At 37.9% G+C, this 20,971-nt stretch carries 18 protein-coding genes; 2 read left to right on the top strand and 16 right to left on the bottom strand.

Annotated elements, in window-relative coordinates; genetic code table 11:
• Positions 1-426: 426 nt before the first annotated feature.
• The 10 genes from hemG to BW942_RS01505 all read right to left on the bottom strand — a co-directional run bounded on the left by hemG (position 427) and on the right by BW942_RS01505 (position 11,577).
• Complete coding sequence (gene hemG, locus BW942_RS01550) at positions 427-1,710, bottom strand: protoporphyrinogen oxidase (RefSeq protein WP_001260288.1); 1,284 nt, start codon at positions 1,708-1,710, stop codon at positions 427-429.
• 107 nt (positions 1,711-1,817) lie between these two features.
• Entirely contained in the window at positions 1,818-2,801 is a 984-nt protein-coding gene (locus BW942_RS01545; protein WP_000532389.1) for an LA_0442/LA_0875 N-terminal domain-containing protein, read from the bottom strand.
• A 79-nt stretch (positions 2,802-2,880) separates the two neighbouring features.
• Positions 2,881-4,230 carry an oxygen-independent coproporphyrinogen III oxidase gene (gene hemN, locus BW942_RS01540; protein ID WP_001982947.1) on the bottom strand — a complete coding sequence of 450 codons (1,350 nt, stop codon included), beginning with the start codon at positions 4,228-4,230 and terminating at the stop codon, positions 2,881-2,883.
• The gene (locus BW942_RS01535; protein WP_001132417.1) at positions 4,227-5,249 is read right to left on the bottom strand and encodes a uroporphyrinogen decarboxylase; all 1,023 of its coding nucleotides are present in this window, start codon (positions 5,247-5,249) and stop codon (positions 4,227-4,229) included. The genes hemN and BW942_RS01535 overlap by 4 nt, the downstream gene beginning before the upstream one ends.
• On the bottom strand, positions 5,239-5,931 hold the full coding sequence (locus tag BW942_RS01530; RefSeq protein ID WP_001201862.1) for a response regulator transcription factor: 693 nt from the start codon (positions 5,929-5,931) through the stop codon (positions 5,239-5,241). Before BW942_RS01530 ends, BW942_RS01535 begins: the two co-directional genes overlap by 11 nt.
• Positions 5,928-6,845, bottom strand: a complete 918-nt coding sequence (locus BW942_RS01525; RefSeq protein ID WP_000499591.1) for a sensor histidine kinase — start codon at positions 6,843-6,845, stop codon at positions 5,928-5,930. Before BW942_RS01525 ends, BW942_RS01530 begins: the two co-directional genes overlap by 4 nt.
• A complete protein-coding gene (gene hemL / locus BW942_RS01520) occupies positions 6,845-8,176 on the bottom strand; it encodes a glutamate-1-semialdehyde 2,1-aminomutase (RefSeq protein WP_001075132.1) in 1,332 nt (443 codons plus the stop codon). Before hemL ends, BW942_RS01525 begins: the two co-directional genes overlap by 1 nt.
• The gene (gene hemB, locus BW942_RS01515) at positions 8,173-9,126 is read right to left on the bottom strand and encodes a porphobilinogen synthase (RefSeq protein ID WP_000448656.1); all 954 of its coding nucleotides are present in this window, start codon (positions 9,124-9,126) and stop codon (positions 8,173-8,175) included. The genes hemL and hemB overlap by 4 nt, the downstream gene beginning before the upstream one ends.
• Positions 9,095-10,723 (bottom strand): type 2 periplasmic-binding domain-containing protein, encoded by a 1,629-nt coding sequence (locus BW942_RS01510; protein WP_000086813.1) that lies wholly within the window; start codon positions 10,721-10,723, stop codon positions 9,095-9,097. The genes hemB and BW942_RS01510 overlap by 32 nt, the downstream gene beginning before the upstream one ends.
• The gene (locus BW942_RS01505) at positions 10,708-11,577 is read right to left on the bottom strand and encodes a hypothetical protein (RefSeq protein ID WP_000269773.1); all 870 of its coding nucleotides are present in this window, start codon (positions 11,575-11,577) and stop codon (positions 10,708-10,710) included. The genes BW942_RS01510 and BW942_RS01505 overlap by 16 nt, the downstream gene beginning before the upstream one ends.
• A gap of 108 nt (positions 11,578-11,685) precedes the next feature.
• Between BW942_RS01505 and BW942_RS01500 the strand changes: the two genes are divergently transcribed.
• Positions 11,686-11,904, top strand: coding sequence for a hypothetical protein (locus tag BW942_RS01500; protein ID WP_000550727.1), 219 nt, complete (start codon positions 11,686-11,688; stop codon positions 11,902-11,904).
• Here BW942_RS01500 and BW942_RS01495 read toward each other — a convergent pair.
• Positions 11,875-12,735 carry a Cof-type HAD-IIB family hydrolase gene (locus BW942_RS01495; protein ID WP_000007034.1) on the bottom strand — a complete coding sequence of 287 codons (861 nt, stop codon included), beginning with the start codon at positions 12,733-12,735 and terminating at the stop codon, positions 11,875-11,877. The genes BW942_RS01500 and BW942_RS01495 overlap by 30 nt on opposite strands.
• 337 nt (positions 12,736-13,072) lie before the next feature.
• Between BW942_RS01495 and BW942_RS01490 the strand changes: the two genes are divergently transcribed.
• On the top strand, positions 13,073-13,897 hold the full coding sequence (locus BW942_RS01490) for a 1,4-dihydroxy-6-naphtoate synthase (protein ID WP_000395994.1): 825 nt from the start codon (positions 13,073-13,075) through the stop codon (positions 13,895-13,897).
• Between the two features lie 640 nt (positions 13,898-14,537).
• On the opposite strand, the gene metF is transcribed toward BW942_RS01490, so the two are convergent.
• The 5 genes from metF to BW942_RS01460 form a co-directional block, all read right to left on the bottom strand.
• On the bottom strand, positions 14,538-15,419 hold the full coding sequence (gene metF, locus BW942_RS01485; protein WP_000757856.1) for a methylenetetrahydrofolate reductase [NAD(P)H]: 882 nt from the start codon (positions 15,417-15,419) through the stop codon (positions 14,538-14,540).
• A 10-nt stretch (positions 15,420-15,429) separates the two neighbouring features.
• Complete coding sequence (locus tag BW942_RS01480) at positions 15,430-17,946, bottom strand: discoidin domain-containing protein (protein ID WP_001083720.1); 2,517 nt, start codon at positions 17,944-17,946, stop codon at positions 15,430-15,432.
• A 26-nt stretch (positions 17,947-17,972) separates the two neighbouring features.
• On the bottom strand, positions 17,973-18,863 hold the full coding sequence (locus tag BW942_RS01475; RefSeq protein WP_002094852.1) for a helix-turn-helix domain-containing protein: 891 nt from the start codon (positions 18,861-18,863) through the stop codon (positions 17,973-17,975).
• A 480-nt stretch (positions 18,864-19,343) separates the two neighbouring features.
• Positions 19,344-20,189 (bottom strand): ParB/RepB/Spo0J family partition protein, encoded by an 846-nt coding sequence (locus tag BW942_RS01465; protein WP_000095801.1) that lies wholly within the window; start codon positions 20,187-20,189, stop codon positions 19,344-19,346.
• Positions 20,173-20,925 carry a ParA family protein gene (locus BW942_RS01460; RefSeq protein WP_000637632.1) on the bottom strand — a complete coding sequence of 251 codons (753 nt, stop codon included), beginning with the start codon at positions 20,923-20,925 and terminating at the stop codon, positions 20,173-20,175. The genes BW942_RS01465 and BW942_RS01460 overlap by 17 nt, the downstream gene beginning before the upstream one ends.
• Positions 20,926-20,971: the final 46 nt, after the last annotated feature.

Genomic DNA, 20,971 nt, shown 5'->3' with positions numbered 1-20,971 from the left:
CAGAACGGGCTTTCTATGGATCGCCGTTCTGGGCTCAAAAAGGCACATTTTTCAAGTGTTCCGACAAGAATGAGTCTTTTTACTTGCAAAAAGTATGTTTTTCTGATAGAGAAAAATTTTCCGAACCTTACCACCCCCACCCAAAAATAGGAAAAACTCAGCACAACGCTTTCCTATGGGTCACGTTGTGGAGTGGGAACTAAGTTTTATAGAAGATTTTGTCGTAATTCCGACGATAGATCTTGAGATCCAATTATTTGTGGGTTGGTTATGGCTCTCTATGGATCGTGTTCTATATTAAAACTAAATACAAAATATCGCATTACGTTTCTTTTATACAATTTATTGACCAGAGGTAAGAACCCGGTCCAACTGCAACAAGCAGTCGGATTCGCCCAGATTTTCTTACGTCAAACTCACGTTAACTTATGTACGTCCTTTTTGATTCCGCATAACGTTCCAGGCTCTTTCTAAAATGGAACTAAGGCCGATGCCATATCTAAAATTTCCTTCTACAAAAATTCCTTCCGGCAAACTTCGATCTAATTCTTTGTTAAATTCAAGAAGAGCTAAATCGTATATTGGAAGAGCTGATTTCCAAATCGTAACGTAGTGATTGAGTGGTTCGTCATTTTGAACGGTTATTTTTTTTCGATCCTCTTCTAATACGTTTATAATTTCCTTTTCTTTAAATTTTACGATTTCTTGGTCTAGGGCTCCTCCAAAGATAAAAGTTTCCGAGTAATGTCCTTTAGAAACTCTTCCCGAAAAAATAGAAGAGTTGAGTAAAACTCCTAGAGTTCTAAAACCAGAATCAGAAGGAAAAAGAATTCCAAATCCACTCTTTTTTCCGAGCAAAGGTTGGTTACCAAATCGAGTGACGGTTACAACTCCTAGGGTTTTACATAACTTTTCATATCTTTTGAAAACTGGAAAACCTGATGATAATAATTTTAAAGAAGATTCTAAACCACAGGAAAGAATAATTTTTGAATTAGGGTATTTCTTTCTAATCGAGCTTAGAGTAGGGGATTCTTGCGAATAATATATCTTAGAATTTGGAGACGATTTAATTTTCGCTTCCATTGCGTTTAGAAGTTCTCCTAAACCACCCCTAAAACTCACCGTTCCTTTTTTTTGTTTTGGATTTTTTGTTTTTATTTTTTTAATTTCACGGATATTTTTTAGAAGGGAACCCTTGGAACTAATCCAACCTCCTAACGCGAGTTCAGCGGACATATCCTTTAAATTTCCGGCATAAATTCCGCCAAGGCCAGGCTCCAATACGTTTTTTACCGCACCTTTCCCCAAAACACGAACTCCCCACTGATAAACGGATTCTCCCGCTCGAATCTCGGCGGAAATTCCTAAAATTCCATATAACACACGTAAGGTGTCTAAAAAAGAGAGTGGGAATCTTCTAGGAGATCCGTTTTTCCAGATAAATCTTTTTTTTGATTTTTTTTCTGTGGTAAGAATTTTCAGACCAAGCGCGGAAGCAAGTTCCTCGAGTTGATACGAATTTAGGATTCCATTTGCCGCAGTTTCTACAAGTCCAAAAGGTGTTTGGATGGACCCTACCAATCCTCCAGATCGATTCTGTTTTTCATAAAGAAACACAGACCTCCCCTCTAAAACGGCAAGAGTAGAATAAAGAAGCCCGGTAAAACCCGCTCCGATGACTATATAATCCGGTGATTGTGTTCTCACGGATCTATTTTGGAAAGAATCGAAAGATTGTAAATCAGCAATCGTAAATAAAAACGAATTCTTCTAATATTCTTAAAAGAATTATCGAGTTCTAATATAATACAATCCTAGAATTGATACCTATACCCAAATGTATATTTAGATTCAAAGGTAGGCCCGTTTGTAAAACCACCGTTTATTGTTCCGGAGTTCGCCATTGGATTATAATCGAATATCAGTCCCTTAGTCGCTCCGTTTGAAATTCCTACCGTAGAAGATATTTGTCCGCCAAAGATAAACGCATCCATCAAGTTGATGACATAAATTCCAGCTAACACACCTATACTGGCCTGCAGATTTTTATAAGCCTTATCCACTGCTTCCCTTTTATCCTGATAAGGACTTAACTCCTGATTGTAGAAATGCAAAACAACGGGATCGGTAATCACAGGAGGTAATTCTGGATTGGGTATTCCCAAAGCGGCGAGTGCGAGAGAACTATTTGAGTATGGATTTCCGTAGCTCTCGTATTCTCTTTTGGCAACAACATACTTGCGATTATTCTCATATACTGCATAACCGGCAGCCAAAAAAAGAGTAGGGTAGATGATCGCAGCAAACTTTCTTCCGCTCGCCCATTGTCCCCAACCCGGAAGCACTACAGATCTTGCAAGTGCTCCAACTCTGGAAACTTCCGGCTGTTTTTTAGGTGGAGGAGGTGGGGGTGGAGCTGGTTTATTTTTTTCCGCCGCTTCTCTTTCTCTTCTAAGTCTTTCTTCTTCCTCTTGTTGTTTTTTTAATTCCAGACTTCTTTGTTTTGTAAGTTTTTCTTCTTCCAATCTTTGGATTTCAGCATTGCGAACTTTTTCTTCCTCTTCTTCACTTACATCCTTATAAATTACTTTTAAAATTTCTTTTTTAGATATTACGTGCTTACCATGTTTTGTTTGGATCGTAAGAGTCTTTTGATTTTGTGTAATTACCTTACCTCGATAACTTCCACCTTCCTGAAGTAGAACGGTCTCCGCCGAAATCGAAAAAATAAATATAAAAAGTATGCCGAAAACTAAAATGAGTTTTTCCAAAGATGATTTCAAAACGAACCTTCCCATAATAAGAATACAACTTTGATTTTAAGATTGTACTTCTTATCTATAATTTATTGGACAATTTTTTTGACCGAAGATCGAATCAAATCGAACTTGAAAAAACCCTCAATTCAGGACTTTTTCTGCGCAACCTCAAATCCAAACTTGTACAAACATTCCTAAGAAAAGGCCTACCTTTTTCGGTCAAAGAGAGAAGATTTCCTTCCCATCTGACTAAAGTATCGTCTTCCATAGAGGCCAAATACAGCCTCACTTCTCTCAAAATTTCCTCCGGTACTATAACCTTTCCACTAGTCGACAATTGCAAAATCAAAGACCTTTGTATCAGATCTTCCTCGTTTAACTTATGTCCCCGAAGTGTAGCGAATCCTTCGGAGTAAATCCGTTTCTGATATTTTTTGACAATTTTTTCGTTTTGATGAAAACAATCCCAACTATCCGAAATTGCGGAAACTCCAAGCCCCAAAAGCATATCCGTTGTTTTAGCAGTGTATCCCATAAAGTTTCGGTGTAGATTTCCGTTTTTTACCGCCTGAAAAAGTGAATCCGATTCCAACGCAAAATGATCCATTCCAATTTCGATATAACCCGCTTTTAAAAACATTTCTCTAGAAACTTCATATAACTCTCGTTTTGCGGAACCGGAAGGTAGATCCACTTCCGTAAACAATCTTTGAGACGCTTTAAGCCAAGGAACGTGTGCGTAACTGTAGAACGCAATTCTATCCGGACGTAACTCTAAAGTTTTTTTTATAGTGCGTTTCATGTTTTGCAGATTTTGTTTTGGAAGTCCGTAAATCAGATCGAAGTTTACGGAAGTATATCCTAATTTTCTGGAAAGTTCAGTAATTCTCTCCGTCATCTCGAAAGGTTGAGTACGGTTGACCAATCTCTGCACTTCCGGATCAAAATCTTGAACTCCTAAACTGATTCTTTTAAAACCGAAATCACGTAAGATTTTGAGTTGTGTATCTCTGGTTCTGCGAGGGTCTACTTCAAGAGAAAACTCGTATTTGGAAGACAAATTCATTTTTTTTAATATTGAATCCAAAAGAATTTCCAAATTCTTCTCCGATAAGTAAGTAGGCGTTCCTCCCCCTAGATGGAGCTCTTTTAGCTCTCTTTTTGCTATTTCTGGCACCTCTTTTAAATAATTAGAAAATTCTAATAGAATAGATTCTATATACGGATCTTCCACGGAATGATTTTTTGTGATCGAAGTATTACAACCGCAAAAAGAACAAAGGGTTTCACAAAACGGTATGTGCAAATATAAAGAAAGCGATGTATTTTCGAAACGAAGACGATTTCTTACCTTTTCTAACCATTCTTCCGTGGTTGGATTTTCGGACCAATACGGCACAGTAGGATAGCTAGTATATCTAGGCGCGGGAATATCATACTTTGCAATCAAATCTTTCACAGTAGTCATCGAAACGTATCTCTCACAATTTCTACGAATGTTTTCACGTTGTATTCTGGCGTTTTTGGCATCACACCGTGCCCCAGACCACAGACCCAACCAATCCTTTCTGCGGGGGGAAGCTCTCTAAAAGGTTTTAAATAGTTCATTAGAATTTTCTTAAATTCTTCTTTTCCTAAAAATAATAAGGACTGATCAAAATTCCCTTGAATCATTCTACTTTCGGTTTTAAAAATTTCTCTTAAATTCCATCTATGATCAAATCCAAAACCTGCAAGTGTGGTAATTTCTCGAATCATCTCAAAATGTATAGATGAAGTTCCTCTTCCATAATATCCGACCTTCCCAGGATAAAAATCGGACAAGGTTTTTATTCCCGGAATCACGATCTCTCTAAAAAGTTCAGGTGAAAGATCTCCTCCCGCGGTATCAAAGATTAAAATTAACTCTGCCCCACCTTCCAGTTGGATAGAAATATTTTCCTTTAAGAATTGGATTATCTTTTCTAAAAATTCTTTTCTTACTTCGGTCAAGGTTTTAGGAAGAAATAAATTTCCTTCGTGTTTTCCACAAACAGCGTATGTGAACAAAGTCCAAGGACCACCCACAAAACCAATCAGTGATTTTTCTTTTGGTAATTTTTCTAGAGTCCGTTGTATCGCCTTCTTTTGAAACTGCATAAAAGAAATTGAATCTTCTACTGACTTCAATTTGTTTAAATCCTCTTTAGAACGAATTTCTAAATCCAACACTGGACCTGAATCCGTATAACGAAGTCCCATTCCCAAGGCTTCTAAAGGAAAAAGTATATCAGAAAAAAGAATTGCCACGTCAAAGTCAAATTCGTCTACGGGACCGTAGGCGACTTCTGCGGCCAAATCTGGATTTTTACATAGTTCTTCGAAAGAATATTTTGTTCTGAGAGTCTGGTAGTGTTTATGATAACGACCTGCTTGTCTCATCATCCACACCGGAGGAATTTTTTGTGCGATTCCATTTAAAACGTTCGTATATCTCTCATTCGGCATTTTTGATTTCTCCGGTCCATTGATAACCAACTCCTCTCACGGATCGGATCACTTTTTCCCCTTCCTCACTGAAAGCTTGTCTGAGTCTTACAATCGAATTGTCTATCGTTCGATTGGTAGGAAAACTTTCTTCTCCCCAGAGTTTATCTAAAATTTCCGCACGGCTGACCGTTCTATTTCTTTCGCTTACTAAAAAATGAAGTAGGGCACAGTCTCTTTTAGAAAGAGGGAATTCTTCACCTCCTCTTTTGATTTGAAATCCTTGAAAGTCCAACATAAAATCCTTATATATAAATCTGGTTTCTTCCACGGAATGTTTATGAGATTCTAATACGTGTTTAACTCTTAGAAGTAACTCTTTGAGATGAAACGGTTTTGGTATAAATTCTTCGGCGCCTAACTCAAATCCCCTGAGTCTTTCTGGAGCGCCCGCCTGTGCGGTCAAAAATAAAAATGGAGGACAGTCTTTACTTTCTTTCAGCTCTTCTGCAAGAGCGAAACCATCTCCATCCGGTAAACGTACATCTAAAAGAATCAGATGAGGTCTTTCGTCCTTGACCAATTTTTTCGCAGAAACCGCAGAGACAGTCCAAAGAACCTCGTATCCTTCTTTTTCTAAACGTTCCTGCAGTGTTTCTCCAAGAGAACGGTCATCTTCGACTAACAAAAGTTTGGCTCTCATCTAACAGGCTCCTCCGGAAGAATCAAATCTACTCTAAATCCGGAATTTTGTGGTACGATTTGCATAGAACCATTCATCTTACTCATTAACTTTTTTATAATATATAAACCAATTCCGGTCCCGCTTGTACTTCCATGTTTTTGAAATGGAATTCCCAAATTTTTATACTTTCCGTCAAAACCGGTTCCATTATCCGTAATCGTTATTAAAATTTGATTTGATATTTGTTTTTTCGAAATCACTTTTAAAACGTTCGCCTTTCCGTGTTTTAAAGAATTTTCCGCGAGATTTTTAAAAATACTTTCCAATGCCTTTCTATCTGCAGGAACAAACACATCCTCCAGATGGGAAAGATCGATTTTTAATTCCGGAAAATCCTCACCTACAGAAAGAAACACAGAACGTACATTCGTTTTTTCTATATAAAGAATTTCTGATCTTGTTAGGCTCGCAAGATACATCGCACGATTCATTTGAGATTCGATTCTTACTGAGTCTTTAAGCAATCTATGAATAAGCTTATTCTCGTGATGATTTGGTAACTCTTCCTGTAAACTTTCCGCCTGAAGTCTAAGACTGGCTAAAGGAGTTTTCATTTCGTGTGTTACAGTAGAAAAAAAATCATGGATCATTTTGTTTCTACGAATGTCTCGATAGGATAACCAAATTAGTGTTATACCACCTAACAAAAGCATGGAGAGGAAAAAAGTACCTTCCATTTTGATCATTCTACTCTGTCTTTCTAAAACCAAAAGACTTTCGGAAGCCGCGGACGCGTCTAGTTTTGCACTGAGACCAGCCACCGTGTTTGTAAGTTTAAGACCGAGCAAAAACCACCATATTCCCAAAGAAACCGTGATCAAAAGCCAGATAATCGCAAAAAAGATCCTAGAATTTTTCCAAAGATAAAACATTAGAACGTTTTGAGAGCCTTATCCGCTATCTCTAAAGTTTTTGCTATAATTTCATCATCATGTGCCCAAGATAAAAACCCTACTTCGTAACCGGAAGGAGCAAGATAAATTCCGTTTTTTAGAAAAGTATGAAATACTTTTGCAAAACTTTCCTTATGTCCTTCTGGAATCAGATCAATTCTACGTATGGGTTGTTGTGTTTTTTTCCGAAACCAAAATAAAGAAGAATGAATTACGGCTTCCCATTCTTGATTCGATTTTTTGTTTAGAAGTTTGGTCATTGTATCCGTAAAAATTTTGGTCCTATCATCTAACACTGAATAAATGGAGTCTCTTTGTGCTTTTTTTAAAGTGGCAAGACCGGCCCTCATTCCAAACGGATTTGCGCTTAAGGTACCTGCTTGGTAAACTGGACCAGAAGGAGCAACCAGATCCAAAAGGTCTTTTTTACCCGCATAACAACCTACAGGAAATCCTCCGCCTATAATTTTACCATACGTCACCAAATCAGGCCAAATACCGAGTAAACCAGACATTCCTTGAAAGCCGACCCTAAATCCGGAAATCACCTCATCAAATACGACTAACGTCCCATATTTTCTGGCAGTTTCTACGATCTTTAAAAGAAACTCTTTTCTTTGAATCAACAAACCATAATTAGCCGGAAGAGGCTCTATAATCAAAGCGGCTATATTTTTTCCTTCTGTTTCAAAAACTCTTTCTACAGAAGCCTCATCATCCAAAGGCAACACTAAAGTATTTGCGATTGATGTTGCGGAAATCCCAGCGCTATCAGAAGAAGATTCTCCTGCAAGTCCGGAACCAGCCTTTACAAGAAGAGAGTCTAAATGACCGTGATAACATCCGTCAAATTTTAGAATTTTTTCCCTTCCAGTAGCGGCTCGTGCAACACGAAGCGCACTCATCACTGCTTCCGTTCCTGAATTTACAAAACGAACCTTCTCCGCCCAAGGAACTCGACTTGAAATCAATTCCGCCAATTCGAGAGAGTAGGGTTCTGCAGCCCCAAAACTCCAGGCAATTTCAGTGGTTTCACGAACCACTTCTTCTATTTCTGGATCTCTGTGACCCAAAATCAAAGGGCCAAAACTCAGACAATAATCAATATATTCTTTACCAGATATGTCGGTTAACGTAGCCCCTTTTGCAGAAGCAAAAAATACGGGCGTCCCCCCCACTGAGCGAAAAGAACGAACTGGAGAATGAACACCTCCGGGAGAAACTTTTTTTGCTCTTTCAAAAAGTTCTTCAGAGGTTTTCCCTTTCCAAAAATCGGAAATCAATTTAGAAGTTGGTTTGTTCTGGTTCAAGATAAAATCTCCTTACCTCTTCTGGCGGCATACGTAATTAGATAAGAAGCCCCCGCTCTGGAAAAAATCTGCCAAGTTTCGGATAACGCAGAATCAAAGTCACAAAAACCGTTTTGTGAAAGATAATGGATCGAAGCGTATTCTCCACTAACTTGATAAACTCCCGTGGGGAGTCCCGTTTTTTCACGGATCGGACCAATAAGATCAATGGAAGTCATTCCTGGTTTAACCATCAGAAAGTCCGCACCTTCTTCTTTATCACGTATAGAAGAAAGAACAGCGTCCTCCCGATTTCGAACGTCTATTTGGTACGAAGAACGATCCCCTTGAGCCGGAGCAGAATCGGCAGCCGCACGAAACGGCCCATAAAAGTTACTTTTAAATTTAGTAGAATAACTTAAAATTGGAATATTCGAAAATCCGTTTAGATCTAAAATTGAACGGTGGCTTTTAATTCTTCCGTCCATCATATCGCTTGGTGCAATCCCATCGGCACCGGATTGCGCGTAAACCAAAGCAATATCCGAAAGATGTTTTACAGAAGTGTGGTTATCGATACTTCCATCCGGATGCAAAAGCCCGCAGTGACCGTGAGTGGTAAGAGAACACATACAAGTATCTATCCATAAAAAGGATTCTGGAAATTTCTTCTTTAAAGAAGAAATAGAACGTTCATAAAAGGATTTAGGAATCTCCGAATTGGATTTAAGTTCCGGGATAAGAAAAAGTATAAAATGAGTCACTCCTGCCTTGAGATCCAATTCTACCTGCTTAAAAACAGAAGACTCCGTATCTCTAAAAACCCCAGGAAGAGAATCCATTTTTTCTTTTTCTTTTAAACCCTCCACGATAAAAATAGGCTGTATTAGTTTTTTTGAATTTAAACTTTCCGAAGACGCAAGATTTCTAAGTCCAGCGTTAAGGCGAATTCTTCTCTGTTTGGTTTCCAATTTTTTTTCCTTTAAATTCTTCCAATCCCAGACTTGCAAGCCAGGACTCGTAACGTATAAAGATAGATAAATTTGCAGATTCTCCCAGAACTTTTCGGATATGAGAGTAAGTAATTCCAGGGCCACAAGCATGAAACCCATTGCAGATTTGAGGAAAAATAGAAAGTGCCTTATCAAACTGAGACGCGCTCATCCAAAAAAAATGAGTTTTTTCGGAAAGATCCGGATGATCTTCCATCGCTTGAGTTTGATACGTAAGAACTCTTCCCAAGCCGGAAGCGATCTCAGTAGAACCTACATGAGTACATTTTATAAAGTCCAAAGGCTTTCCAAAAATGGAATGTTTTGGAAGTTCATCTTCCCCAAGAGCGTCCAAAGAACCATGAACCCAAATATCTCTTTGAGCAAGTTGGAACCAAGTTTTTAAACCGGAAGTCCAAATAAGACCAGTATGTTCCAAAGCGGGGCTTAAATTGGGAAACGCGTTGCCTCTAGTAACGAGCCAATCTTTTAAAATTAACTCTGTTGGAAAAATTGTTTTATTATTCTGGCCGTCTTCGGAAAATATCAATCCATTAGAAGAATCTAATGGAGTTCTTTTTTGTTTGACCGCTTCTCCAGGAACTGGATACACCTTAGACACAGAATCCGCAGGCGGAGCAAAAATTTCAGAAAACTGTTCCTCAACTTCTAAAACTTCACCAGAATCAGAAAGTCCCCTTTGATATAAAATTTTTCCATAAGCTTTTTGAAGAATAGAAACTCCTATCTTTTGATGGCAACCACCTCCAAAACGTTTTAGGATTTTTCTTTCTTCTTCTACAGCTAAAACAACTTCCGATTTACTCAAAGTTCGAATCCTATCTAAAACCCAATTATCTTCGGTCCGCACTTCCGCAGCAATCGCACCTTGCCCAGGAGCGGTAGGGTTCAAAGAAAGAGGAAAAATCTGATAGACGGATTCATCCATAGAATCTTTTAAAAACTTTCGTATTTCTTGATATTCTAATTCGTCCGAATTAAAAAAGTCTTCCGACAAAAGACGATCCAAGGCAGCCTTGGCGAGAACTAGACCGTCTGAATCCGATTCTTTCCATTTGCGAATTCTGGTCTGAATATTCCCTCGGATGGGCAAAAAAACAAGGGAAGAATTGGTATAACGAGAAGGTAAAGAAAAACTTAAGAATTTCCTTAAGTTATATTCTCTTCTCGGAGAAGAAGTATGAATTTTTAAAACCGAAGGAGAATATTTAGAAAGTGAAGATTTTTTCCAAAGAAGAACGTCTCTTTGATCTGCACGATCTAAAACTCCAATGATCGTAGTATCCGGATGCCCTTCTAAATCCAAGTCCTTCCAAGAATGAATGACTATATCTACTTTTTTTTCTACAAGATCCGCAGTAAGGTCTTGTGTAAAAACTCCTTTGGTTCCCATTTTCCAAAGAGGAGTTTGTAAGTCCTGATCCCCAGAGGCTTCTCGGAAAAAAAGTTCCACTTGGATTTCAGGAAACTTTTTTTTTAAGGCTCCGAGTACAAGATACGTTTGAAGTTTCGCAAGTGCGCTTTTACGGGAACCAATCTTTAAAATGCGGGACAAGTCAGTTCTTCCCAACCGAAAATGAATTGCTGAGCTTCTAACTCTCTTTCTTTTACAAGTTCGTCCAAAAACGGCTGAAGCATTTTTCGAATCTGCCAAGTTCTTTCTTCGGTTTCACGAATAGAATCCAACATTTCGGCGAATGATATATATGAAATCGCATTAGACCAATTTTTTTCCAAAGGAACTTCTCTAAAATCTACTACAACCGTACCACTTGTAATCGAATTCATATAACCACTAAGATTGATAGGAGCCGCGATCACGATCGCCCCCTTGGTAGGATTCCAATCATTTAACAATTTTATAGTCACGTTGAATTGTTTAGAAAGTTCTAATAGACGTTTTTGATTTCGACCCACAAGAAGTATGTTTCGATGTTTTAACCAAGGAAGCACTTTTTCCGCAAGTTGTCCCGTTCCTAAAACAGAAACGAAATCGTGATCCTTGAGATATTTATTTGCAAGTCCTCCATAAGATTGTTCTCCTATATTTTGAAGATAACGAGAACGGATACTTCTCGAATCTTGAATGAGAGAATCTCTGAGTCTTGCAAGATATTCTCCAAAAGCAGAGGAGGGGAGAACTTTAAACTTATTTCTAAATTGAGCAAGAACTTCCGTCTCGCCTAAAAGTTTAGAATGAAGACCGGAGATAACCTCTAGAACAAAACGGTATCCTTGATAACCGGAATATTTTTCTAAAGTAACTGGAAGATTGGAAGGTTCACGATGAATTCTACTGTCAGTGATCCAAATCGTACGCATACAAGTAGACCAAAAATAAGAACCCGGAATTTTTAAATTTTCCCGGTCTTTTTGAATCGAATGATAAACTCTCAGAGTGGACCACATATCAATAAAAGAACTATACCAGTTTTAAAGCGTTGATTGTCAAAGAAGTGTCATTCTTATAAAAAAGTTTCTGTTGACTTTATTGAGACTAATTTTCAATTTAGGCTTATGCACCTAAGTCTGCAAATACAAGATTGGATCGTATATGGAATCGTTAGCCTAACGGTAATTCGGCTTTTTTTTCCATTATTGTCCGTTTTTCGAGAACTGGTCGGCAAACCGACCAATTCCAAAGAAGAAGACTTTGGTTGTTATAACGGAGCGTGTAAAAGTTGCAACGCCGCACCGTCTTCTACTTCAAAAAATAACGACCCTATTTTCCACTAAAGCCAGGGCGACTCCATCTTCTTCATTGCTATATCGCGTAACGTGTTTTGTGGAATTTTTGATTTCAGGAATCGCGTTTTTCATCGCAAAACCGACACCGGAATGAAGAATCATTTCAAGATCATTCCTTTCGTCTCCAAAAGAAATCACACCTTTTCCATCCAAACCTTTTAAGGAAAGAAATTTGGAAATTCCAGACCACTTAGATACAGAGACATTGATGATTTCTACACAATAAGAAACTCCAGGAATTTTAGTGAGAATACATCTAAGTTCACAGGACTCCGGGAGAGAATGGATTTTACAAATAAGAGAATCCAAATCTTTTTTATGAAGAGAAAGAAAACAGATGATTAAAATTTTTTCGAGATCTGTGGAGAAAAAATCTCCGATTTCCTTTGTTCTGGAATGATCTCCACCGGAATAATTATGATACATCCGATCAGTAATTGGAATTTCGGTAAGCATATCCACACCTTCTTCAAATTGATCCACGTGCAAGATAGGAGGTGTATGAAATTCTTTTCCTATTTGAAGAATTTTCTGAACGACTTCTAACCCCAGATAACTTTCGGAAATTCTTTCTGCACTCGGAGACTTACGTAAGATCTGCCCGTTGTTGGACACTACATGAAGTTCTCCTTTGAATTCTTTTGCAAAACCAAAAGTAGAGTAAAATCTTCTCCCAGTAGCGATCACTAAATTTTTTCCTTGGTCAATCGCCTTTTGAAGGACTGCGTGAGTTAAAGAAGAAATTTTACTTTTAGAATTGAGAAGGGTTCCGTCTAAATCGACTGCAATGGTATGAATTTGAGTAGGGTCAAAAGACATGGATTTTTTCAATTCACCAGAATCTAAAAATTTAGAGAATGATTTTTTTCTCCAAAAATCCAGGAGTTATAGTTAAGATTAACCCAGGTTTCTTTTTTAACGTCCTAGTAGTAAGCGCAAAATGCTAGTTCCTTTGTTATATAGTTATCAATAAAAAGCCTGATTTTAAAAACAGCGAAATTCCCACATGAACCCTACTTTGAAGTTTTAAATTAAAATCTTCCCTAAAAAAGTCGTATGTGGGAACTACCACATTTTACAAAAAGTTCATCTGTAAAATAATTGTAAGAAGATACTTTCTTTTTAAGACAAAAAATTTAAACTTAGTAAAAACATTATGGAATTCAGTTTAGCCTATTCTCCTTGTCCAAACGATACATTTTTATTCTACCACCTAACAACAGGCAAGGCGACAAAACAGTTTCAAGTTCAGGAAGAACTTCACGACGTAGAACGATTAAACCGAGCAGCTCTACAAGGGAAATACCAAGTAACAAAACTTTCTTTCGCAGCGTACTTTTCAGTAATGAATCAGTATTCCATATTAGATTCGGGTTCTGCACTAGGCAGAAATTGTGGGCCTATACTCGTTTATAAAAAAGAAAAAAAAATAGGAAACCCCAAGGGGAAAAAAATTCTCATTCCAGGGGAATTGACAACTGCGAATCTTCTTTTAAAACTTTTTCTAAATAACGATTTCCATCCGGTTCCGGTTCGTTACGATAAAATCATTCCACTTCTTTTATCAGGAGAATCAGACTTAGGAGTTTTGATTCATGAAGAAAGGTTTACTTATGAAAAACAAGGCCTATCCAAATTACAAGACTTAGGCGAATGGTGGGAAGAAACAACAGGCAAACATATTCCGTTAGGCGCTATTGCATTCCAAAGAGAGATAGAAAAAGAATGGAAGGAAAGTTTTGATTCCGCTTTAAAGTTAAGTCTGGACCTTGCTTATAAAAATCGAGAAGACACTTACGAATACATACTCAAACATTCTCAAGACACTACACGAGAAGTTGTAGACTCACATATCGATCTTTATGTGAACCAATTCACTCGTTCCCTTGGAACCGAAGGTAGAGACGCAATTCTCGCATTGTATCAGAAAGGTGTAAACGCAGGTTTTTTACCACCTGGAAAAGAAAAAGAACTCTTTTAAATCAAACAAAACCAGTCATTTTCAACAGTAGATTTCTCCTCCATTAACGTAGAACTATTGAAAAATCTACAAACGATTTTATCCATTTGCTTCAATGAAAAAACGAAAGAAAACTAACTTTAAATAACTCTCATATATTTTAACGTGAATTCAATGTAAGGAATCCGTTTTATCCTAGGTCAATTTCTTTCGTAAAAAATAGACGTGGGGACTCTCACAAATCGTGGGTTTACAGTTAAACTTTGAAAATTGTCGGAACTACTAAATACAAAAGAATTATCGTCCAATCTGATTTTTGCACAAAACCTCTGTTTTGCGAACATCAAAATTTAAATCCTATTTTAACGTGAGTCCGACCTAAGAAAAAATTTTCTAAAAGTAGCAGTTCGTAAAATTGTGGTTTGTGGGAGCTCCCACATCCTAGGCTTTAAGATAGTCTGGCCTAATCCTACTTCCAAAACAAAAACTCGTATCAAAATTTATAATAGAGTTATTGAAAAATTCCATAACCTATAGCAGCAATTAACAAAACTACTTCAATCGATCATTTCATGAAACAGAAGCAAGACCGAAAATTAATTTTTAAGCAACTCTAATGTTCAATTCTATAACAAAAGGGAACAACACAGGATACAAACCTCTAAGCAGATTCACCTTTGAGTTCCCTTACGATGTCGTAACTAGCGTGTGATTGATTGAGAGTATAAAGATGAATTCCTGGAACTCCCATCGCCAATAACTCTCTACATTGTTTTACAGAAAAGTTTAAACTTCTTCTGTAAAATTCTTCGGGACGATGTTCTACTTCTTGCAAGTCTTGGATGAGAGAAGAGGGGAATTCACAACCGGCCATAGAACGAAATCTATCAATCTGAGAAAAAGAAGTGATTGGCATAATCCCTGGAATAACAGGAACTTGAATTCCGACCTTTCTAACTAAATTCAAAAAGTTTTCAAAAATAGAATTCACAAAAAAAAGTTGAGACACTAAAAAGTCAGTCCCTGCATCCACTTTCAGCTTTAAATTTTCTACATCCTCTTCTAAAGTTTTTGCATTCGGATGTTTTTCGGGATAACAACCACCTCCAATGCAAAAGTCTAACTTCTCAGAACGAATAAAAGAAACGAGCTCCGTTGCATTCCCAAAACCATTTTCTACTTTTTTAAATTCTCCTTCTCCTTTTGGCGGATCTCCACGCAATGCCATCAGGTTTAGAATCCCGGATGATCGAATCCCTTTCAAAGTTTCAAGAATCTGATTTTTGTTAGCTCCTACACAGGTAAAATGAGAAACCGTAGGGAAAGAATAATCCTTAGAAATTTGAGACAAAATCTGTACGGTTTTGTCTCTTGTAGAGCCTCCAGCTCCATATGTAACCGTAACAAAATCAGGATTGAGTAAAGACAATTCTTTCACGGTCTCCATCAATTTTGAATCTCCTTCCGGAGTTTTTGGAGGAAAGAACTCAAACGAATACACTGGCCCCTTTGCGGAACCGTAAATTTCAGATACCTTTTTCATAAACTCCCGATTATTGAAAACAAAGAAGAATTTGGATTTGTCCTCGGCCACTACGAAGAGAAGTTAGAGCTTTTCCAAAAAGTGAACCTGGACGTAAAGATTCCGCCGAAATTCGAACAGCATGTCCACCGGTCAAACCAGTCACCAATAAATTTCCAGGTTGAATCGGGTAAGCAGATGCATCCGCATTTACGGTTGCAACTCCTGAAACCGCAACTAACCAATGAGGTCCATCAGAAGAAGAGGGTTGACTACCAAATAGAAGAGCCGCCGATTTCACAGCTACTCCGATCGTATGTGTTGCGTTAGCCGATTTTGCTTTTTGCAACCTACCATCTTCTCCCATCACTAAAATATCCCCTTCAGAAATTACATCCGATGGATTTACAGGAAAAAATCTTGCGATACAATCCGTATTTTTTCCTGTCGAAATTCGAACAGTACCTAAAAACTCAGATTCGCCTTCTGCTACCAGAGCCTTCCCGGATCCAGTTTCTCCCAAAGAAGGAATTCCTTTGCCTGACGCCAAAAGGGCAACTCCTGATCTAGAATGAAAAATTCCACCAAACCCACGTTTGGCGAGACCGATAACACCTGCGGAATCTTTATCTACAGAAGAAGAATCTCCTCGAACCCCAAACTTTTCGCCATAACCAATTAACCCCGTGTTCCGTGCAACACCTACAACACCAGCTCCTTTTTCACTTTCATTTCTTCCGTAAATTGGAGAATGATTTTCTGGAGGAGGAGAAATATTTGTATAAGCCGCTTCGGTATTTCCCTTTACTTTCAGTAGACCAGTATGAGAACTAAAATCATGGCCGATAGGTGCATAATCGTGAGTATGAGGTTTAGGATCTCTTTTATCAGATAATCTAGGGTCGTCTGCAGAAACAACTTTCCCAGGTACTGAATTGCCAAGAGTTGCAAATTCTACAATTCCAGGATAAGAGGTAGTGGCATTCCGAAGTCGTTTATCATTTCCTTGAACCACAACTCCTTCTTTAGATTCCCCTGATTGCGCCAATTGAACAATTCCATATGTTTCGGTTGTGGCGTGTTTTAGTCGTTTATCATTTCCTTGAACTGCAGCCTCTGAAGATTCTTCTCCATTTTTTGCAAAACGCACAATCCCAGGAAATTCAGTAGTGGCATTTCTCAATCTAGGATCATCTGCAGTAACTGCCTTTCCCGGTTCAGCTGCACCTGGTTCCGAAAGAATTGCCAATCCATATTTTTTAGACGTGGCAATTTTCAATCGATCGTCGTTTCCTTGAACTACAACTCCCTCTTTTGTTTCTCCATTCTCTGCCAGCTCTACAATCCCAAGACTGGATACAGTAGCTGTCCGCAAACGGTCATCATTTCCTTGCACAACCCGTTCTGCCCGATTTTCGCCATTGGAAGCCAGCCGGACCAAGCCGTAAGCCAGCTCAGTGGCGTGTTTTAGTCGTTTGTCATTTCCCTGTACAACTAATCCTTCTTTTTCTTCTCCGTCTCCGGCAAGTTCTACAATTCCTTTATATTCAGTAGAAGCATCTCTAAGTCTTCGATCGTTTGATTGAACCGCAGCACCTTCTGAATTTTCCCCATCTACTGCAAGACGAACCAGACCAGACCTCAGAACCGTGGCGTAGGGTAGAGGCTCTGCGGTGGGCTTGTTTGTCAAATCGTTGAGATCTGGCGTCGCATACAATTCTAACTCTACAATTTTGGTCTGGTAAAATTCCTGATTTTTTTTCTCTTTTTGCCGAGCAACTAACTTCAAATAACGTACGTTAGTTGGCAAAAATCTCCATTGATACCAAACTCCTGGCTCCGACAAGAATTGGTTTTCTTCCAATAATTGATTCCAAGAAAGATCATCTTCACTGTAATAAACCGTAAAACTTTCCGGAAAAAAAGTTGGGTCGAGGTTTGGAGTCAGGAGGCGTAATTCGTTGACTCGACTGATAGACCCTAAATCGATCAGTAAAAATTCTTCCCCCGGTTTTGAAGTTTCTTTAGATGACCAACCATAGTCAGGTCTTTGATCTATTAGATTTTCTTTTACCCAAAATCGATCTTGTTCAGAACTGACTTGAATCTTAACGATTCCTGAAATTCCAACTTCCAATTGACCGAGAGAAATTTTGTATTTCCCTGAATTATCTTTTTCGGAGACTTGACTGATTAATTTCAAGTATTTTGCTTGAACGAGTGAAAAGTTCCATTGCCCTGTTTTTTGATTTAAGCGTTTGAATCCTGTCTCTTGCAAAATTGGTTCCCAAACAATTCCGTCCATGGAAATTTCAAATCGAAACGTATCTGGAAAAAAAGCAATTTCTTGAGAATTTGAATGAAGACGGATTTGATTGAGACTGGAGACACTATCGAAATGAAGTGTTAATGAAGAGATCCCTGGTGAATTTTTAATTTCGGAGTAGCGGAGTAATTTTCCATCTTTTAGGTCATAAGTTCCTGTCGATTTGATTTCGCGGATTTTGATCAAATCGGGGTGGCTGATTCGAATTGATTCAGAATTCATTCAAGATTTTCCCTGGTTTTTCTTTTTTAGTGTTTTGTGGAAGTAATTCGATTTTCTTCGTTTTTCGCGGAAAATATAACCAATATCGGAGGACGGATTTCCTCTGTGAAGTACTTTGCTATAATCATCCGTAAGGATTCTGTAACTGGATCTAAGATACAAAGTGTTCTTCCATCTGGTTCGACCCTAATTTTTTCCAGGGTCTCTATACTGGACTTGGTCAATCGATCTTTTGACCAACGCAAAAAACCATTCCAAGTTGTTTCTTTTTCATAAGGTTCTCCTTGGTTTTGATTAAATTCCGGCACAAGGCTCTCATTTGTTTTTGTTAAATTCTTACATATTCCTTTTACATACCTTAGATTCGTTTCCATTCCACGTCCTTTGGCTATAGCGAGCGCTTCTGTTAGAGTTGCCGGTCCGTATTCTTTTCCTAATTCATCTAAACTTACTTGTTTTTTTGTTTTTTCTGGTTCTTGGTGCTGGTTATTTGTAATTGTTATATTTATATGGTTTGGGGTTACTTCTCCAGACCCCTGAGAGCCATTTTTCCCCACCCCCTGGGTTTCTTTTTCCCCACCCCCTGGGTTTCCAAAATTATACCCCTGAGGTGGAATTTTGGATCCGGGGTAGTTAAAGCAAAAATAATAACGTGAACTTGTATGTCCGGTTCCTGGAGTAACTTGAAGTAGTCCCGCTTGAATCAGATCTCTTTTTCCCTGTATGATTGATTTTTTAGTTTTAAAGCCCGTTAATCTTAATAGTACTTCTGTGCTCGGCCAGACTGGTTTAAAATGCTGATCACTAAATTTAAGCAATACTAAATAGAGTGTTTTAGCTGCTGACGATAAATTGGCCCAGGCCCCAGATTCTATAATATCTGCAAAAATTTTTATGTATGGATAATGCTCACCCATCGGCTTTCGGAATCCTTCCTTATTAGAAAGTACATTAATTTTAAGCAAAAATCCCGAAGATAGTTGACATTATCCGACATAATGATAGTTATGTCTCATCCAACAACATTCCTTCGGGAGAATCCGGCCCCTGGTTCAGGCCAGGGGAATTTTTTTGTCCGGATTTTAATAACGTAAGTTCGATTTCAGCTGAGTTTTAAAATTTCTCAGTCTATTAGTGGATTTGATGATTCTCGGTTAATTTTGTTTGTGATTTCCACATTCATTTTTTATCGAACTCACGCTAAAATAATATCTTTAAACCTCTCTCGCTGGAGAAAGGTACTATATTTCCGTTTACTATATTATGTCACATTAAACATTTTAAGAGTGGGTTTGTCAACCCATTGGTTTATTTTTCTCTTGTTTTTAGTTTTTCTTTTACTAAGTACTTGTATGTACTTTAATGTCGCTTAATCATTTTGTTAAGCGACATCAGATTTACGTGTCCCCGAATTTTTTGCGAATTTCTTTTTTTATCAATTTTAAAATCTCGCCTAACAATGCTTCGTCGTGAGAAGTAATTTGAATGAGGCCTTGTTTTTTGGTAATTTTATATTCTGTTAGTTTTGAATTTGATGTTTTAGAATTTGTGTTGGTTGCAATTTTAGGTGTAAATAAGTTTTCTTCTTCCCGGTTAAAAGATTTTGCATCTTTTACGGTTTTTAACGCACCTGTCTGAAATAAATTTAAGAATTCGAAAAAAGTCCCTTTTCGAGATGCGGCAACCGCTTGGATTAGTAAATTTTTACCTTCAATTCCCGCTTCTTTGCAGGATCTAAGTTCTTCTTTGCTTAAGCTGGAAATTCCAAGGAGTTCTGTCATGTAACTTCTGCTTTTTCCAAAAAGAGTTCCTAATTCTTGATCCGTATATTTGAAACTTGTCTTTAAATGTGACATGGCCTCTATTTCTTCATAGGGTGATAAGTTTTCTCTTTGGAGGTTTTCTATGATAGCAAGTCGGAATGTTTCTTTTTCGTCTCGGTCTAAAATTTTACATTCTACTTCTGTCCAGTCTAATTGTTTTGCTGCGTGATATCTTCTTTCTCCAGCTACAATTCTATAGTTTTCATCTTCTGGATTTTGTTTTGTTACGATAATTGGTTGTAAAAGCCCATCTTTTTCCAAACTTCTTGCAAGGTCGTCTACACCTTTTTTTCGGTCTTGCCTAGGTTGGTTTTCCGACGGAAGTATTTTATCAAGTCGAATTTTTCGAACGGTTCCTTCAAGTTTTTCTGCTTGGAAAACATCTGCGAGAGAACCAAGTCGTTTACTTTTTGAGCTCATTTAAAAACTCCTCTATAAATCCTTCATATTCTTGGGCTTGTTTGCTCGTTTTGTTATATTCAAATACAGATTTTTTAGCTAGATGGGATTCTCCGACTGCTACTCCGTCTGAAATGCTCGTTTCAAAAATTCGAAAATATTTTGTCAAAACGGGAACAATTGTTTTTGTCAGTAAGGTCTGGGGTTTGAGTTGTGTAACTAAGGCACCTAAAATTTCTAGATTTGGGTTTATTCTTTTTTTTATGCTAGTGATTGTTTGTTGGAGTCCTACAATTCCATCGACCGAAAATTTTTCAGCTTGAAGTGGGATAAGTACATAATTAGAGCCAACAAGTGCGTTGATCGTAAAAATGGATAAACTAGGCGGGCAGTCGATGATGCAAAAATCAATTCCTTCCAATCCTTGTAGTGAGTCTCTTAGGATATAAGGCGCGTCTACTGAGCTTCCGGAAAGTGTTTCTACTTCGGCAAGATTCATTTTAGAAGGTGCCAAAAAAAGATCAGGTTGTCTCGTTTCTATCATGATTTCTTTGATTGTCATTCTTGAGTTAAAAACTCCGTGCATAGATTTCTCTAAATTTTCCGGATTGGTAAAAATGCCGGTTGAATTTGCTTGGGGATCTATGTCGACGAGTAGGGTTTTTTTTCCTCTTCTCGCCAGCCCCATGGATAAATTAAGAGAAGTTGTAGTTTTACCTTCTCCGCCTTTTTGATTTGCTATAGATACGACTATCATGAATTCTACCTTATGTTCTATTGTCGGATATCCGACATTGAATCCT

Source organism: Leptospira interrogans (assembly GCF_900156205.1).
Lineage (GTDB): Bacteria > Spirochaetota > Leptospiria > Leptospirales > Leptospiraceae > Leptospira > Leptospira interrogans.
The sequence above is the reverse complement of the archived record's forward strand: the minus strand, read 5'-3'. Positions and strand labels throughout refer to the sequence as shown.

Bases quoted from the DNA above. Each gene is read 5' to 3' on its own strand.
- BW942_RS01530 (WP_001201862.1), bottom strand. From the start codon at position 5,931: ATGAGAGCCAAACTTTTGTTAGTCGAAGATGACCGTTCTCTTGGAGAA.
- BW942_RS01500 (WP_000550727.1), top strand. From the start codon at position 11,686: ATGCACCTAAGTCTGCAAATACAAGATTGGATCGTATATGGAATCGTT.
- BW942_RS01460 (WP_000637632.1), bottom strand. From the start codon at position 20,925: ATGATAGTCGTATCTATAGCAAATCAAAAAGGCGGAGAAGGTAAAACT.
- BW942_RS01535 (WP_001132417.1), bottom strand. From the start codon at position 5,249: ATGCCGAATGAGAGATATACGAACGTTTTAAATGGAATCGCACAAAAA.
- hemN (WP_001982947.1), bottom strand. From the start codon at position 4,230: ATGACTACTGTGAAAGATTTGATTGCAAAGTATGATATTCCCGCGCCT.
- metF (WP_000757856.1), bottom strand. From the start codon at position 15,419: ATGAAAAAGGTATCTGAAATTTACGGTTCCGCAAAGGGGCCAGTGTAT.
- BW942_RS01475 (WP_002094852.1), bottom strand. From the start codon at position 18,863: ATGGGTGAGCATTATCCATACATAAAAATTTTTGCAGATATTATAGAA.
- BW942_RS01480 (WP_001083720.1), bottom strand. From the start codon at position 17,946: ATGAATTCTGAATCAATTCGAATCAGCCACCCCGATTTGATCAAAATC.
- BW942_RS01490 (WP_000395994.1), top strand. From the start codon at position 13,073: ATGGAATTCAGTTTAGCCTATTCTCCTTGTCCAAACGATACATTTTTA.
- BW942_RS01505 (WP_000269773.1), bottom strand. From the start codon at position 11,577: ATGTGGTCCACTCTGAGAGTTTATCATTCGATTCAAAAAGACCGGGAA.
- BW942_RS01545 (WP_000532389.1), bottom strand. From the start codon at position 2,801: ATGGGAAGGTTCGTTTTGAAATCATCTTTGGAAAAACTCATTTTAGTT.
- BW942_RS01495 (WP_000007034.1), bottom strand. From the start codon at position 12,735: ATGTCTTTTGACCCTACTCAAATTCATACCATTGCAGTCGATTTAGAC.
- BW942_RS01525 (WP_000499591.1), bottom strand. From the start codon at position 6,845: ATGTTTTATCTTTGGAAAAATTCTAGGATCTTTTTTGCGATTATCTGG.
- BW942_RS01465 (WP_000095801.1), bottom strand. From the start codon at position 20,189: ATGAGCTCAAAAAGTAAACGACTTGGTTCTCTCGCAGATGTTTTCCAA.